This window comes from Celeribacter persicus, assembly GCF_003050785.1.
In the GTDB taxonomy this organism is placed as follows: domain Bacteria; phylum Pseudomonadota; class Alphaproteobacteria; order Rhodobacterales; family Rhodobacteraceae; genus Celeribacter; species Celeribacter persicus.
This window is the reverse complement of sequence record NZ_QAOH01000036.1, coordinates 1-15,304: the sequence shown is the minus strand read 5'-3', so window position 1 is coordinate 15,304 and position 15,304 is coordinate 1. Positions and strand designations below refer to the sequence as shown.

Below are 15,304 nucleotides of genomic sequence, written 5' to 3'. Positions count from 1 at the left end.
CATCGATATTTGCTGCACATGTCTGTGAACCCTGTCTCAAGTTTAAGGGCAAAAATATCGGAATTAAAGGCAAAATCTCATATTTAAGGGCAAAGGACAGCCGTTGATTTCGTTGAATCTCTCATCTCACAATTAAGGGCTACGCGACAACTGGCCTGGACGATGTTCGCCTTCGGTGCGGGCTCCATGACGGCCGCTTTGGCTTTGCCGCGTGTTCTGGATGCATTGCCGGACCGGCCTGTGATGTTCGGTGGCGCGCTGCTGATGGTGGCGACACTTCTGGGGCTGGGAATGACGGTCCTCGTAGCCGGGCTCGGCTGGTCGATCCTTCTGGCAGCCTGGTTGCTGGTGGGACTTGGGTATTCCGCCGTCCTCACCCCTTCGGGCCGCTTGCTGCGCCGTTCCGCCCATGCCGGAGACCGCCCGGCACTCTTCGCAGCGCAATTCGCGCTGTCGCACGCCTGCTGGCTGGTGACCTATCCATTGTCGGGTTGGATGCTGACGGTCTATGGCGTCATTCCCGCGCTGGCCGGACTGGCCCTCCTCGCTGGCATTGGAATGCTTATTGCATTGAAGCTCTGGCCCGCAAACGATCCTGTCGAGGTAGAGCATACCCACGACAATCTGCCGCTTGATCACCCCCATCTGCAAGGGCATCGCAGGCACAGCCACGCCTTGATCATCGACGAGAGCCATCCCCGCTGGGCCACGCATTTCTAAGTTGTGGATCAAGGCCAAGACAGGACGCAGGCAAGTTTACTTTCTCCCTTACGGACAGCCATCAACCACGTAAGATTGGGCTTCATGGGCTCGATGCGTGAAGCTCTACAAGCGTAGCGTACGGCTGTTTCGACCTAAACGTAAATTTTTGTCCTCCGGACGACGAGCTAAACCTAAGTTGCAATCCGCCACATCCGGAATCGCCCTTGCCCTGTCACCTCGCGGATCAGGCCTCGCATTTCCATCCAGGCAAGGTTGCGCTGGACGGCGGCACGGCTGGCACCCGTCAGGGCCTCGGCCATCGGGGCCGAAACGAGCGGCCATTCGATCAGCACAGCGCGCAAGGAAGGGAGTGTCTTGCCTGAAAGCGGCGTCATCTCGGCCTCCGCCCGCGCAGCCCAAGCTTCGATATCGTCAAGGTGCCGCATCGCTGTCAGGCATGCCGTCTCGATGCCGTCGAGCCAACGCGCGAGACGGTCGACCGGCGGACCACCGGCTCGTAGCCCCCCTGCCCCGCCCATTGCCAGAGGCGCAAAGACTGCCCCTTTCCCTTCACTCGATGCGATCCGCGCAGCGGTGACCGCCGCTTCCATCCTGTCGCCATGCTGTCCGAGGCCGGCGAGACTCCAGAGGTGGAAGCCCAGGCAAGCGCGCGTGATCGGGTGCAGATTGGCGGCTTGCGCCATCAGGTCAAGCCAACCGCAGGCGCGATCCGCGAAGGGATCGGCTCCATCCGCCATGTTTTCAGGGTCACGGCGATCGAGGAAAGCGGATAGGTCCACCTCGGGTCCGGGACCGCCGGCAAGACGCCGCACCGCCCATCCGACACGCGCGAGCGCTGCGGTGTCTTCCTGCGCCCCGGACAAGCGCATGGATGTCCAGAGCGCCAGCCGATCCGGGCCAATTCGATCGCCCACAAACCAGCTGAGGTCTGCCGCCTCCATCAGCGCGAGCCTATGCCGCCAGCCGTCCGGGCCACGGTGCAGACGATCATCCAGCGCGCCAATCCGGCCAGCCACACGGGCGAGATGGGCGGCGTTGCCTGCCTCTGCCTTCCGCCAATCGTCGAGGACTGCAGTTTCAGGCAGCTCTGCCCTCGGTCCAGGCGGCAGATAATCTGGCTCCCCATCCATTGGACCGGGCAGGAACCACAGGTCGTCCGCAGACGTCTCTTCAAGCCCCTCCGCATCCACTAGAGGATCGTCAAAACTATCAAACTGCGTAGATACTTGAGGCTTCATATGCGCAAAATACGGAACTTTTGCATTTTACCCAAGTGTTTTGTCAGGGTGCACCTGCACACCTTATATAGCACGCGCGCGCGGTGGTCTGCGAGATCTCTCTGATCGCGCTCCGCATATGAAAACCAAGGGGTTTTTGATGAGCAGCACCACAGAGAGCGCCCTTGCATCTGTTTACAAACGGTCGTTTATTGGTGATACATAAAATTGCAAACGGCCCGTTTTCATGTCCCTGATAGGCTATGCCCGCGTTTCCACAGAGGATCAGACCCCCCTGCCCCAGTCCGAGACGCTGCAATCGGCGGGCTGTGCCGAGATCTTTGAAGAGCACGCCTCAGGCGGCAATCGCGCGCGTCCTGTGCTCGCGCGGGTGCTCGAACGGGTCCAGAGCGGCGATACGCTGGTCGTCGTGCGGATCGACCGGCTTGCGCGGTCTCTGTCGCACTTACTGGAGGTGATCGAGCGTCTGGAGGCCAAGGGAGCTTTCTTCCGCTCGCTGCAGGACCCCATCGACACCGCCTCCCCTCAAGGAAAATTCACATTGCAGGTTCTGGGCGCCGCGGCGGAGTTCGAGCGCGCGCTGATACGTGAGCGCACGAAGGCCGGGCTTGTCTCTGCACGCGCCAAGGGCCGCGTTGGTGGCAATCCTGGGCTTCGCACCAAAGACCCCGCCGCGCTGCGCAAGGTGCGGCTGGCACGACAGGACGGCTACATGGAGCGCCTGAACGAAACCGCGCAGGATTGGGTGCCCCATGTGCGCCGCCTACGGCCGGATATGGCCTGGGAAGACGTGCTGCGGATTATCAATGCCCCCCTGCCCCAAGACCGCCGTTGGACGCAAAGCCGCCTGCTCCGTGCCGTGAAGGCATATGTGCGGGATGGGTTCCTGCCCGCTGAAGTGCTTGGACGCGCTGGACGCCGCAAAACCGACGATCGCCTGCCTGCGATTGTTGCGGCCATCAAAGGTTCGGACCCGGATATCACGCTACAGGCGATCTGCGACCGGTTGGAAGCCATGCGTGAGCGGACTCCACGGGGACGCACAAGCTGGCAACCGTCATCCGTCAGGATGCTGTTGGAACGGGCGGAGCGACTTGGGTTGCTGGTCAGGCAAATGGATTGACGATGCGCAGCCGATCCTCGACCAGCAATCCGTCGTGCATGTCCTCAGTCCACAAAGTCGTGCACCCAGCGATCAGCGCGGCAGACACGATCATCGCGTCATAGACCGATAACTGGTACTTCTCTGCCAACGCGCGACCGACTTGATGGGTTTGAACCGTTAGGCCCTCGACAGGGCATACGGACGTAATACCCTCAAGAAACGCTCCGGTATCTTCCCAACTGAGCCCAGCTTTCCGTCGGCAATTGACCATCGCTTCGTTCAGGACCTGAACGCTGATCCGGGGTCCCTGCCCCAGAATTTCCTCCGCCCTCTCAGCCTTTGGACCATCGTCGAGCAGGTAGAGCACAACATTCGTGTCTGCGAATTCAGCGCTCATGCGCGGCGTCGCGGCTTAGACGCGCATCCTTGGGCAGTTTTCTGCGAAACCGCCTCAGCCCTTGTAGAACTTCATCGGCGCGAGTTTGGCGTCTCACAAGAATGGTTCCATCGTCCTTTACCAGGTCGACCTGATCGCCTTCCTTTAAGCCGAGTTCCCTCACAAGATCCGCGGGTAGCCGGACGGCAAGGGAGTTTCCCCATTTGGCAACTTGCATCTTGTCCTCTCAGGCATGGATAAACATCCAGTAATGTATATCCAGAACTGCCAAAAGGCAAGCTCTGGTGCGCTCAAAGCCATGCTGGAGCCCTCCGACAAGAGTTCTCCCCTGTCCCTTTTCGTGAGATGCGGTGCGTTACACCATGCAGCAGGAAGCCTAACAGCCTTGTGTTCGGTGACGACTCGCCCACTAGATGTGGAAAAACCTTGCGCGAATCCGACTCTTGCGCCAATAGTCACGGAAACGAGGCAAAAAACGTCAATTTCCGTGAACACGCCAAAGACGCGATGTCTCGGAAGCGAGAGGGCAGATGGATAATACCTTTGTGCATGAGGATCTCAACGCGGTGATCCGCCAGCATTCGGAATGGCTGGCGAACCAGTTGCATTCGCAACGTGAGAGCCTGTTTCCACCCGATGCCGAGAAGACCATGCGCAAATTCACCTCTGGTGAGGCTGCGGCGCTGCTCGGCGTAAACGATTCCTATCTTCGCAAACTCAACTTGGATGGCAAAGGGCCTTCTCCCGAGCTTACCGCCGGCAACCGTCGTCTTTACTCGGCGCAGGATATCCAGGCGCTGCGTGTACTCCTTGAAAAAACCGCTCGCAAGCCGGGCGATTACGTTCCCGGACGACGAGAAGGTGATCATCTTCAGGTCATCGGCGTGATGAATTTCAAGGGCGGGTCCGGAAAAACAACAACCTCTGCCCATCTCGCCCAACGGCTTGCCCTGCGCGGATATCGTGTGCTGGGCATTGATCTTGACCCACAAGCTTCCTTCACCGCGCTGCACGGCGTTCAGCCGGAATTGGACCTCGAAGATGGCGGCACTCTCTACGATGCGATCCGCTATGAGGACCCGGAGCCGATCCGGTCGGTCATCCGCAAGACCTATATCCCCAATTTGGACTTGATCCCCGGCAACCTCGAACTGATGGAGTTCGAGCACGACACCCCGCGCGCGCTGGCGCAGGGCAATGCCGGACTTTTCTTCTTCCGCGTGAAGGAGGCGCTGGCCCAGGTCGATGAGGACTACGACGTGGTCGTCATAGATTGCCCTCCGCAGCTTGGCTTTCTGACCATGTCCGCCCTGTCCGCGGCCACGGGCGTTCTGGTGACCATCCATCCAGAGATGCTCGATGTGATGTCCATGTCGCAATTCCTCCGCATGACAGCCGACCTCATGGACGTGATCGCCGAGAGCGGCGCTGACATGTCTCATGACTGGATGCGCTATGTTTTGACCCGCTACGAGCCGCAGGATGCGCCGCAGAACCGCATCGTGGCTTTCCTGCGAACAATGTACGGCGAAGCCGTGCTGAATTCGCCCATGTTGAAGTCCACAGCCATCTCAGATGCGGGCCTGACCAAGCAGACACTTTATGAAGTGGAACGCAGCGCGTTCACGCGTTCCACCTATGATCGCGCGATTGAGAGCCTGAATACGCTGAATGACGAGATCGCCGACCTAATCCAGAAAACCTGGGGGCGCACATGACCAGTGGCAAGAAGAAGCGCATGTCAATGCTGGACAGTCTCGCGGCAGCTGGGGCCCCCTCCCCTGCCCCTCAGACAGGTGCTGTGACACCGATGATGACCTCGAATCGCGCCCTTCGGTCCGCCCGCGACGCGGTCGATTCCCATCATGTTTGGGAACTGGACCCGGCGAGCATCGAAGACGGGCGTATGGCGGACCGGCTTGACCCGGCCGATGTACTGGATTTGCGCGATGCGATTGAGGCGAACGGTCAGACTGTTCCGATCCTCGTGCGACGTGCGCCGGGTGAAGATGATCGCTACCTTTTGGTCTATGGGCGACGCAGGCTGGAGGCGATCCGTCAGTCCGATAAGGTTACCAAGGTTCGCGCGTTAGTCACCAACCTGGATGACGACAGCGCTCTGCGTGCTCAGATTTCGGAGAACATGGGGCGGCGCGATTTGTCTTTTATTGAAAGGGCCCTGTTCGCAAAGGACCTTGTGTCGTCCGGCTTCGGAAATCAATCTCAGGTTGCAGAAATTCTTACCGTCACGAAGTCGTCCATATCTATGGCGATCGCGATCGCGGACATGGTCGGGCCGGATCTGGTACGCGCCATTGGCGCCGCCCATGGCATTGGCCGACCCCGATGGGAATCCCTTGGTCGGGCCATCGACGAAAATGGTCTGGACTGCGAGGACCTTATCGGGATCGCGAAAGAGGCACGTGAAAATGCCGAGACCTCCATGGTGGTGGATGACGTTGCCTCTACCAATGACCCGTCCATCCAAGCGTTCCTGGCCGTAGAAAAGGCTGTGACCAAGGCGATTAAACCGGCCAAGTCGCCCTCCCCTGCCCCACCTTCCAGCGTCCCGCTGAAGATCGGCGGCAAACGCGGCGGCACGGTCAAACGCACTGCCAAGGGCCTATCGATCGAGTTGGCGGGTGGAGACTTCGCCGATTGGGTCGAGACGCAAGTGCATGACATGATTGAAGACCTTCACGAACGCTGGAAGCAGCGGTCGGAAGACTGAGGAAGAGCAGAAATCAAAGAAGGAGGCACGAAAAGGCAAAAGAAAAGGTCCCGCAAAGCGACCACTCCACGAGACCCTAACTTGTTTCTAGCACCTTCAAGGTAGTGTCCGGAGCTATTTTCCGCAAGTCCAAAGTGATTCGCGGACCGGGATATTTTTGTCTTCGTGAATGACAAAATGGACTACACGCCCGTAACGCCGTTCCGGCGAACGATAGATGCTGCCATCCTGAAACATCAGGCAGCGACCCAAGAAGACCTGCCCCCAGCCGGCGCCAACAAGTGGGAGGTCCTGAGGGAGCTCGCTGCCGCTCGAGTCGCGTTCGGCTTGTCCGATCGGGATTTGACGGTGCTTCAGGCGCTGGTCAGCTTTCACCAAGCGACAATTCTCGGAGGCAATGACAGCGAATTGATTGTACATCCGTCCAACAAGGCGATTTGCGAGCGCCTGAACGGCATGCCCTGCTCGACGATGCGGCGCCACCTCTCCAACCTTGTGCAGACTGGCTTTGTTGTCCGGCGCGATAGCCCCAATGGGAAGCGCTATGCCCGCCGCTACGGCGACGAAAAGGTTGCGTTTGGGTTCGACCTCTCTCCGCTCGTTCGACGCTTCCAGGAGGTTTGTGAGGCCGCTGAGACCGTCCGGGCCGCAGAAGAGCGGTACAAGCGCTTACGTGCCACTGTGAGCCTCATGCGGCGTGACCTCGCAGGGCTGGCCGAGTACGGGCGCTCACTTCGTCCGGATCAGGGCGTCTGGGACCAATTCTCTGATCTTGCGGCCCTAATGGCCCGAGATCTTCGCAGAAAACTCGAAATGGAAGACCTTAGGCGCATCGAAGACGCTTTGGGGTCAGCTTTAGATCACGCCCGAAGCCTTCTGGATGGCTGTGAAACAGAAAATATGAGCACCAATGATGCTGTTTCTGAGCAGCACTATCAGAATTCAAATAAAGACTCTTATGATCTTGAACCTCGCTTAGAAAAAGCGCGGGGCGGAGGCGCTGTGCGCGAAACTCCAGAAGTTGCCAATAGTCATCTGTGTTCTGAAGATGAGGGCAACTCAACGGCAACTATTGACGATCAACTGATGCCGAACATACCGCTTGGTCTCGTCCTCGCTTCCTGTCAGGAATTCAAAGCGTATTCCGAGCAGCCCGTGCGCCACTGGCACGATCTGGTCCGGGTGGCTGATGTGGTCAGGCCCATGATGGGTATTTCCCCGTCCGCGTGGGACGAGGCGAAACGCTATATGGGTCCCGAAGAAGCGTCTGTTGTGATCGTTGCAATGCTTGAACGGTTTGCGGATATCCGATCACCTGGAGGCTACTTGAGAACCCTATCTTCAAAGGCAGCAATTGGGGAGTTCTCCTGCGGTCCGATGATCATGGCCTTGATGCGGCGGGATGCTGCATGATGAGTTCACAGCTGTGAACTCGGCTGACAAGTAGGATAGCTCGGGATAGTTCACAGCTGTGAACTTCTTTCCAACACGGTCAGAGGCTGCGCTCGCGGACTTGGCCAGAAACAGGGTGCTTCGGTTGCCAGTCACACGGGCATGTCACCGTCTCCAAAGAGGTTTGGAAAGAGCCGCTCTCGATAATCCAACGGAAACGCCAACCGCACCGGAGTCTTCGGCGAGGCGGACGTCATGTATCCGGCGGCGGTCAGTTTACTCAGCGTGTTGCGAGCAGTACGCTCGGACGTCTTGAGCACAATCTGCGCATCGCCTCGTTCCAGTGCCCCATGACGAAGAACCGCCGAGATTAGTTCCGGCGCTCGCTTGTCATCGATGGTATCTGCAACAAGACGACGATACCGTTGGTCTAGTCCGCCGAGATCGAACAATCTTGCTGAGAAGGTGATCTGGTCGAGCGTCACCTTTAGGAACCATTCACTAAACCTCTTCAGTGCCGCTTCTGACAGGTTCCCCCGTCCGTCGCGGTCTCCGCGGCGTGGACTGTCGGCCAGATCCATCATCCGTTTGTACTCGCCCCGATCGGTTAGCCCGCGGGCCAGCCCACGTGATACGGACCAGAGCCCTTGGCCACCAATCCCCGCTGTGAGGGCCATGGCATGAGACATCAGTCTGCTGACACGACCGTTCCCATCCGGGAAAGGGTGGATGTAGTTGAGCCGGTGATGTGCAGAGGCGATCGCGATGATCCGTCCGCTCGAAGACCGCGCCGCAATCTGAAATCGTTTGTCGAAATGGTCCATGAATGCCGCGACGCGCGACGATGAAGGAGGTAGGTGGCGCCCGACCGCAACTTCCCGATCATCATCCTGGCGCATGCGTCCCGGAACGATGGGCTCTTGTGTGCCGTCGGGATGTTCGATGACCCGAAACTCATCCGGCATCTCGTCGTAGAAGCTCTTATGGACCCAAGTCAGGAATTCGACGGATGTGGGGCGGGGCAGGGTGCCCTTGCGATGCATCTCGTCGATGGCCCGTTGAACGATGACGTGCGCCCGGGCCTCAAGGGCGAGGGGACGGGTTTCTTCCTCAAGCTCGGCACCAGCCAGCGCCCTTTCGATGTCGCGGGGGCGCGTGTTGTGTCCTTCGATCAGGTTGGAGTAGTAGCAGTTCATCACACGGACGAGATCGGCAAGTTCGGCTGCGCTGTCAGGATGCAACCCTTGTCCCAGCCCGGTGACTTCCCTCTGGATGTCGACCGAAAGGTCTGCCAGTTCTGTAGGAATATGCTCCTCGAAGAAGCAGGGTTCGATCCTGGCGGGTGTTTCCAGCATTTTGCCGATCTTCCATGTTTGCAAAGTAATTGAAAAATAAACACATTTCGTACTTTCAAGCAAGGTTTTGCCGATATGCGTTGCCGATCTTGCCTGCCGATCTGGAATTGCTGCATGAAATCAATGGCTTCGGCAGAAGGGCCGGGCTTTTCGGTTTTGTTGTGTGCCCAAAGGGGCCGGAAAAAGAGAAAGTGTTCTTCGGGTTTTGTGACTGACGGATGAGGGCCTTTGGAGTCCCTCGGATGGGTCCGGGCCGGGTTCCGGTCTGCCGTTCCTGATGAAGGGCATTCCAATGCAAACAGGTGTCTTACGCGTGCTGCGCGCGACCGCTGCCTCGTGGTGGCGGCACAAGGAACTCCGCCGAACTGGCCAGACGTTGCTGGCACAGCGGCTCGAACGCCAGACAGTCCTGCGTGATCTCGGCTATCTCAGGCAGGCGGCGAAGCTGCCGAATGCCCATGTGATCTGCGGAGAGGGCGGCACGTTCATCCATCTTGGTTGGACCATCGTGTCCACCCTCGCGCCGATCGAGCGTTTTCCCTTGGGAGTGGAAAAAGTCTGGTGATTAGGCGACGCAAAGGTTTTCACCTGAAAGCCTTCCGTCCAGAACTGCGGCTCTTACGGCTGCTACTCGGTGAGCTCCGTTTGGTGACCAGCGCATTCGTTGTTTCTTTCCCATTCGGACGTTGGCGATTTCGTTGACGAGACCTTCTGCACGTGAAGTTGAGACTGCCTTCCCTTGCCGGCGTCGACGCCCGTAGTCGATGACGGCTGATATGTTATGATTCAGGTAGGTCTGCAGATCCAATGTGCGTGCGGCGGCTGACATTGCTGCTTCCCTGATCCAACCATTCGCGCATTCGCGAGCCCGCATTGCAAATCTGAACAGGGTGCCAAGCGCATCAAGTGCGCGGCTCGTCTGGCCATGCCATATGCGCCAGCGTAGTCGTTCTACAAGCACCTCGATTCCAGGGGTCTCGTCACTTTCAAGCTGGGACAGAAAGCTTTGGAACGTCGTCTCTACATGCCTGATGCGGGCCGAAACGTGCCACCAGTCAAGGACATGATGGACTTCCGCATTGGTTGCGTTTCGGACCAAACGGGGAAGTGCCGGTTCACCATCGGACAACACGGTCACCGATACGCCCTCCCGCCAACCGGCGGCTTTCAGATTGGATCGCAGGCTTTCTATGGGGTGGTCGGCACCGGCCTGGCTCAATCCGAGCCGACGCTTCTTGCCTGTTTCGCTCTCTATGGAGCCGACAATGACTTCAAAGTTTCGTCGCTGATATTCGGGGCGTGAGCGAACATAAGCGCTGTCCAGAAACACCGTTACTTCGTAAGCGCGACGCCGACCCCCTCCTGCCATTTCTGAGCTGATCCGGCCAATCTGCGCACATGTGCGTGGCGGGGGTGTTGGATTTGGAGAGAGACGGCAAAATGGGCGTCCATTTGGACGGCTCAGGGGGTGTTGGGTTTTCCCGACTTGAGGTGATCGAGGGTCCGACCGGTCGGCGGCGGCGGACGAAGGCCGAGCGGGCGCGGATCGCGGCGGAGAGCATGATGCCGGGTGTGAAGGTCGCCGATGTCGCGCGCAAGCATGGCACGACCCGTTGGCAGGTTTATGATTGGCGCAAGCAGCTCCGCAAAGGCAACCTGGTGGTGCCCGACGGCGTGGCGGCGCTTCCGATCTTCGCGGAACTGGTTGTCGATGACAGCGCGGTGCACGCGCCGGTGACGCGCGGCGCGTCCGATCTCGAGATCGTGGTGGGCGACGTTGTGATCCGGGCGGGTGCGGATGCCGATGAGGGTCAACTGACGCGGGCGATCCGCGCGGCGCGCGCCGCGGCATCATGATGTTCGGCCAGGGCGGGCCGGTGAAGGTGTTCGTGGCGACCCGGCCGGTCGATTTCCGCAAAGGGATCGACGGTTTGTCACTGGCGGTGCAGGAGATGTTTGGGCTCGATCCGTTCTGTGGGGCCGTCTTCGTGTTCCGATCGAAACGGGCGGACCGGATCAAGCTTCTGATGTGGGATCAGACCGGCATGGTTCTGGTTCACAAGCGGCTGGAGGGCGGGAAGTTCGTCTGGCCGCAGGTGCAGGACGGGGTCATGCGCATGTCTCCCGCCCAGATGGCGGCGTTGTTCGAAGGGTTGGACTGGCGGCTGGTCCGGCCGGAACGCGCGCGGCGTCCGCTGGTGGCGGGGTGATCGCCGGGAGGCGCCCGAAGAACCTGTTTTTGCTGGCCAGAACGGGTGTCTCATGATTCACTTCGGACCATGGATGCCGCTGTTCTCGCCCGGGAAAACGCCCTGCTGAAAGCCCGCCTTGCAGAGGTCGAGGCGACGCTGGCCGAGACGCAGGAGGCCAACCGGCGGCTGCAGGACATCCTGCGCGCGGCGCAGCGCGAGAAATTCGGCAAGCGCTCCGAGAAGCTGTCGCCCGACCAGTTCAACCTGCCCCTGGAAGACGCCGAATTCGCGCAAGGCGTGCTCGAGGCGGCACAGGAAAAGGCCGAAGCGGCGATGCAGCGGGCGCGCGGTGAGGAGCCGCGCAAGCCCAGGCGCAATCGCGGGCATCTGCCGTCGCATCTGCCCCGGGTCGAGCGCGTGGTCGAACCTGCCAGCACGCTCTGTCCCTGCGGTTGCGGTGAAATGGCGAAGATCGGCGAGGATGTGTCCGAGCGCCTGGACGTGATCCCCGCCCAGTTCCGGGTGCTGGTCACGCGTCGGCCCAAATACGCCTGCCGACGCTGCTCACAATCCGTGGCGCAGGCGCACGCCCCCGAGCATGTCGTGCCTGGCGGTCTGCCCACGGAGCTGTTCATCGCCTGGATCATCGTGTCCAAGTTCGGTGACCACCTGCCGTTTTACCGCCAGGCCGAGATCTTCAAGCGGCAGGGGATCGATCTGGACCGTGGCACGCTCGGCAACTGGGTGGGTCGCGCCTGTTTCCACCTGATGCCGATCATCAATCACATGAAGGCCCATCTGCGTGGCGCAGACCGTATCTTCGTCGATGAAACGCGCGCGCCGGTGCTGGACCCGGGCCGAAAAGCCACCAAGAGCGGCTACTTCTGGGCCGTCGTCGCCGATGATCGCGGCCATGGCGGTGTCGGCCCGCCCATCGTGCTATTTCACTACGCCTCTGGCCGGGGCAAGGCGCACCCGCTGAAGTTCCTCACCGGATACCGCGGCCGGTTCCTGCAGTGTGACGCCTACCAGTCCTACAACGCGCTGACGGAAATCGAGCGTGACGGTGGCCCATGGCAGCTGGTCTACTGCTGGACCCACGTCCGCCGCCGCTTCGTGAAACGCTTCGAGAGCGATGGCTCGCCCATCGCCGAGGAAATGCTGCGCCAGATCGCGCTGCTCTACCAGATCGAGAAGACAGTGCGGGGCCAGGATGCAGACGTCCGACTGGCCGCCCGCCGAGAACACGCCGCCCCCATCATCACGGCACTCAAGCCGTGGCTGGAGGTCCAGCTGTCCCGCATCCCACAGAAATCCCAGCTGGCCGAGGACATCCGCTACACCCTCGCGCACTGGCCCGGCCTGATCCGCTTCCTCGACGACGGCACCCTCGAGCTGGACACCAACCCGGTCGAAAATCAGATCAGACCGATTGCCCTGACGCGGAAAAACGCGCTCTTCGCAGGCAACGAGGTCGGTGCCGAAAATTGGGCCATGCTCGCTTCGCTGGTCGCCACCTGCAAGATGTCCGACGTGAACCCGGTCGACTATCTCGCCGCCACCCTCCGCGCGATCCTCGACGGCCACCCGCAAAGCGGCATCGAAGACCTGATGCCCTGGCGCTACGACCAGCCGTCAAGCCTCGCCGCATAGGCCAACGCCGTAGCGCTTACGTTACTTCGGTTGGAATTGATTGTACATCCGAAACCTTGGGTGCCTCGTCGCACCCGTCTTCCAGACATGCAGCTACAGAGGCAAGGCGGTTGCGGATCGTCGCGTGGTTCTGCCTGGCGCATGGCGTTAGCTCGTTCAGAAGCCGCGCAGCTTCCCTAAAACTGTGTCGCGCACCGAGATCAGCTTGCAGCCTGCGAAGTTCGGGCGTGGCGTTTTCCGGGAGAATTCGCGTGAGCGGAGAATATGCCGCTTTGAACTCCGGAAACTCCGGGAAGCGACACATACACATCCGGACACGCGGCGCCTCGACCGTCACGCGGCCAAAAAGCGTGTCGACCCGACGTGGGCGGCGATCGTGGACCGGAAGATATGTCGAACAGGTTGGGCAAACCTGCTCGACCTCACTGATTTCTTCCACTTGATCCTGCAGAACCGCCCGCTGGATTTCTTTCAGGATCGACTTCCCCTCGGTCAGGCTCAAACCAAGGCTTGCCTCCGACGCCTCGATGGAACTCCGTTCAAGGCCGCCGATCTCATGCAACCGCCGCTCGCCCCAGCCGAATTCAGTTTCGATCCTGATACGAACTTTCATCACCAATCCTCCTGCAGTGAATGCACGAGAATAGGCCGCTCACAACACGAATCCCCAGAATTTTTCCACTCCCATTTCTCATCTCACAATTAAGGGCTACGCGACACCAAAGGATCCATCCCCAAAGAAGAAGTCTTCAACCAAGAGCGTGGCCGGGAGGCTGGCGGCGTTCCAAGCATCAGCGGGACAACCGGCTCCTGATGTTGGGGGACCATCCCCCGCTCGCCATTCCCTTCCTTGGCCCGAATCCCGTCTTCGAGATCAACCCGCGAGGGGTCGGACTACGGGCAAGCCCGTGCCGCCGGATGGATTCGGGCAAGCCGAACGTACCCGGTGATGTCAGCCAGTATTCGGGCCTGCGGGGTCCTGTCGCGCGGGGGATGGTCCCCCGCCTCCAAGACAGGAGCCAAACAGATGTCCCGCAAAGATGCACACGCCTTCGCAGCCTCCCTCGCCGCCACGCTCATGGTCTCGATCGTCGTCTTCCAGGCAGGGGATGGAACCTTCGGCGCCGTCCCCGCCGATGAAATCGACGGCGACGAGGTCGTGATCGTCTCGGAATACGATCCCTTCGGGTGAGGCTTCGGCCTCACTTCCCGAGGGCTTGGCGCAAAAGCGGCTATCGCCGATAGCGGGCCTGCTCTACAGAGCAGTCCTAAGTGCAGAAAAAATATAAGAAAATAGCTCTCCTATAAGAAAGCTTTCCTACGTTTCTGCGATTTTCTTCAAACGATGACGTCGCCGGTGATGCGTCAGACTTCAAGGCCAATGCTCCCGATCTTTCACATGGGCATTTGGAGCATCTGTTGGCAATCTGACGGATGCCTGAAATCCAGAAGTTTCACCGGGACGTGGTGACTGGAGCAAGAGAGAGGTTTCGATCCGTTCTGCGATGGCTGAGACGATAGCGAGGCCAAGCCCGCTACCATCAGTTTTTGCATCTGCCCTCTCGAAGCGCCCTGTCAGGCGTTCGAGTGTTTGGGTTGCTACCGCGGGGCCCTCGTTCGCCACGATCAACTGCCCGTCGCACGTGAGTGTAACCTCGACTGGGGCATTCTGCGCCCCGTGGCGTAGGGCGTTTTCCACCAGATTCCGGCACAGAATTCCCAATGCGTCGGGGTCGATATCAGACAAGACAGGCGTGTCCGGCAAGTTCAACATAAGGCGCCCGTTCTCTGTGCTGCGCGCAATATCTTCCACCACGACCCGAGTGATGGTTCTGACATCAGCGCTCTGGTCCATCCGAAGTCTACCGCCTTCCGCCCGCGCAAGCTGCAGGAGACGTTCGGACAGCCGAGCGAGACGCTTGAGCGTCGCCTCGATCTCGGCGGCGCGCGCGTCGATGGTCGGATCTTTGGTCTCTGACCGCAGTCGCTGCGCTTGGGCGATAGCGCCCGCCAATGGTGTCCTTAGTTCATGAGCCGCATTGGCTGCAAAACTTCGCTCAGCCTCGAACGCGTCGCGCAACCGAGCCAAAAGGCTGTTCAAGGTTGCAGCCAGCGGTCGGATTTCTGTCGGCAGGTCGGCCGCGGGTACTTCTGACAGGTCGCGCACGCCGCGCGCTTCAAGCCGCGTACGGAACCGATGGAGAGGGGCGAGGCTAAAGCGCACAGCGAGAATAATCGACGCGAGCGCCAACGGCAGCACAACCAGCAGCGGCAGGCCGAGGCTCATCTGGATTTCGCGAGCCACCGACATGCGGTGGGCCAGCGGCTCGGCCACTGTGATGCGGATCGTGTCCTGAAGCGCCGCGTCGCTGTAGAGGCGATGTGTGGCGTTCTGCCCAAATCCCGGACCATCGTATGGAGGAAACACGGTGGGGTCCGCCGCATGCGATTGCAGCAGGATGCGGCCTTCGGCATCGCGCACGAGATAGGTGAAGAACTCGTCGTGCGCACGGATCGG

The 15,304-nt window shown here is 60.0% G+C and carries 14 protein-coding genes and 3 pseudogenes; 10 read left to right on the top strand and 7 right to left on the bottom strand.

Annotated features, from left to right (window positions below; all coding sequences use genetic code 11):
- Nucleotides 1-123: 123 nt before the first annotated feature.
- On the top strand, nt 124-720 hold the full coding sequence (locus tag C8N42_RS19980; RefSeq protein ID WP_425430540.1) for an MFS transporter: 597 nt from the start codon (nt 124-126) through the stop codon (nt 718-720).
- Nucleotides 721-893: 173 nt separating this feature from the next.
- Here the strand turns inward: C8N42_RS19980 and C8N42_RS19975 are convergent, their stop codons facing one another.
- Complete coding sequence (locus C8N42_RS19975; RefSeq protein WP_107818180.1) at nt 894-1,961, bottom strand: helix-turn-helix domain-containing protein; 1,068 nt, start codon at nt 1,959-1,961, stop codon at nt 894-896.
- A 226-nt stretch (nt 1,962-2,187) separates the two neighbouring features.
- Between C8N42_RS19975 and C8N42_RS19970 the strand changes: the two genes are divergently transcribed.
- Nucleotides 2,188-3,084, top strand: coding sequence for a recombinase family protein (locus tag C8N42_RS19970; protein WP_054540541.1), 897 nt, complete (start codon nt 2,188-2,190; stop codon nt 3,082-3,084).
- On the opposite strand, the gene C8N42_RS19965 is transcribed toward C8N42_RS19970, so the two are convergent.
- Both C8N42_RS19965 and C8N42_RS19960 read right to left on the bottom strand, forming a co-directional pair.
- Nucleotides 3,068-3,463, bottom strand: a complete 396-nt coding sequence (locus C8N42_RS19965; protein WP_012187367.1) for a PIN domain-containing protein — start codon at nt 3,461-3,463, stop codon at nt 3,068-3,070. The two genes, C8N42_RS19970 and C8N42_RS19965, sit on opposite strands and share 17 nt — an antisense overlap.
- Nucleotides 3,453-3,680 (bottom strand): AbrB/MazE/SpoVT family DNA-binding domain-containing protein, encoded by a 228-nt coding sequence (locus C8N42_RS19960; RefSeq protein ID WP_054540540.1) that lies wholly within the window; start codon nt 3,678-3,680, stop codon nt 3,453-3,455. The genes C8N42_RS19965 and C8N42_RS19960 overlap by 11 nt, the downstream gene beginning before the upstream one ends.
- A gap of 313 nt (nt 3,681-3,993) precedes the next feature.
- Here C8N42_RS19960 and repA point away from each other — a divergent pair, with 313 nt between their 5' ends.
- The 3 genes from repA (at nt 3,994) to repC (ending at nt 7,607) form a co-directional block, all read left to right on the top strand.
- Nucleotides 3,994-5,181 carry a plasmid partitioning protein RepA gene (gene repA / locus C8N42_RS19955; RefSeq protein ID WP_027263652.1) on the top strand — a complete coding sequence of 396 codons (1,188 nt, stop codon included), beginning with the start codon at nt 3,994-3,996 and terminating at the stop codon, nt 5,179-5,181.
- Complete coding sequence (gene repB, locus C8N42_RS19950) at nt 5,178-6,194, top strand: plasmid partitioning protein RepB (protein ID WP_085869603.1); 1,017 nt, start codon at nt 5,178-5,180, stop codon at nt 6,192-6,194. The genes repA and repB overlap by 4 nt, the downstream gene beginning before the upstream one ends.
- Nucleotides 6,195-6,371: 177 nt before the next feature.
- The gene (gene repC / locus C8N42_RS19945; protein ID WP_012187363.1) at nt 6,372-7,607 is read left to right on the top strand and encodes a plasmid replication protein RepC; all 1,236 of its coding nucleotides are present in this window, start codon (nt 6,372-6,374) and stop codon (nt 7,605-7,607) included.
- Between the two features lie 131 nt (nt 7,608-7,738).
- Here the strand turns inward: repC and C8N42_RS19940 are convergent, their stop codons facing one another.
- Nucleotides 7,739-8,941 carry a Fic family protein gene (locus C8N42_RS19940; RefSeq protein WP_107818179.1) on the bottom strand — a complete coding sequence of 401 codons (1,203 nt, stop codon included), beginning with the start codon at nt 8,939-8,941 and terminating at the stop codon, nt 7,739-7,741.
- Between the two features lie 277 nt (nt 8,942-9,218).
- Here C8N42_RS19940 and C8N42_RS19935 point away from each other — a divergent pair.
- Nucleotides 9,219-9,485 (top strand): annotated as a pseudogene (locus tag C8N42_RS19935) (hypothetical protein); the annotation flags it as partial.
- A gap of 21 nt (nt 9,486-9,506) precedes the next feature.
- Here the strand turns inward: C8N42_RS19935 and C8N42_RS19930 are convergent.
- Nucleotides 9,507-10,280, bottom strand: a pseudogene (locus C8N42_RS19930) (ISKra4 family transposase); the annotation flags it as partial.
- Between the two features lie 101 nt (nt 10,281-10,381).
- Here C8N42_RS19930 and tnpA point away from each other — a divergent pair.
- From tnpA to tnpC, 3 genes are all read left to right on the top strand, one after another.
- Nucleotides 10,382-10,798: an IS66-like element accessory protein TnpA gene (gene tnpA, locus C8N42_RS19925; RefSeq protein WP_107818178.1), complete on the top strand. Its 417-nt coding sequence runs from the start codon at nt 10,382-10,384 to the stop codon at nt 10,796-10,798.
- Nucleotides 10,795-11,151 carry an IS66 family insertion sequence element accessory protein TnpB gene (gene tnpB / locus C8N42_RS19920; protein ID WP_107818177.1) on the top strand — a complete coding sequence of 119 codons (357 nt, stop codon included), beginning with the start codon at nt 10,795-10,797 and terminating at the stop codon, nt 11,149-11,151. The genes tnpA and tnpB overlap by 4 nt, the downstream gene beginning before the upstream one ends.
- A gap of 69 nt (nt 11,152-11,220) precedes the next feature.
- Nucleotides 11,221-12,786, top strand: a complete 1,566-nt coding sequence (tnpC, locus tag C8N42_RS19915) for an IS66 family transposase (protein ID WP_107818176.1) — start codon at nt 11,221-11,223, stop codon at nt 12,784-12,786.
- 19 nt (nt 12,787-12,805) lie between these two features.
- Here tnpC and C8N42_RS19910 read toward each other — a convergent pair.
- Nucleotides 12,806-13,399, bottom strand: a pseudogene (locus C8N42_RS19910) (ISKra4 family transposase); the annotation flags it as partial.
- A 414-nt stretch (nt 13,400-13,813) separates the two neighbouring features.
- On the opposite strand from C8N42_RS19910, the gene C8N42_RS21730 reads away from it, so the two are divergent.
- Nucleotides 13,814-13,978, top strand: a complete 165-nt coding sequence (locus C8N42_RS21730; protein WP_007803240.1) for a hypothetical protein — start codon at nt 13,814-13,816, stop codon at nt 13,976-13,978.
- 180 nt (nt 13,979-14,158) lie between these two features.
- On the opposite strand, the gene C8N42_RS19905 is transcribed toward C8N42_RS21730, so the two are convergent.
- Nucleotides 14,159-15,304, bottom strand: a 1,146-nt coding sequence (locus C8N42_RS19905) for a sensor histidine kinase (RefSeq protein WP_107818175.1), incomplete at its 5' end; no start/stop codon positions are given.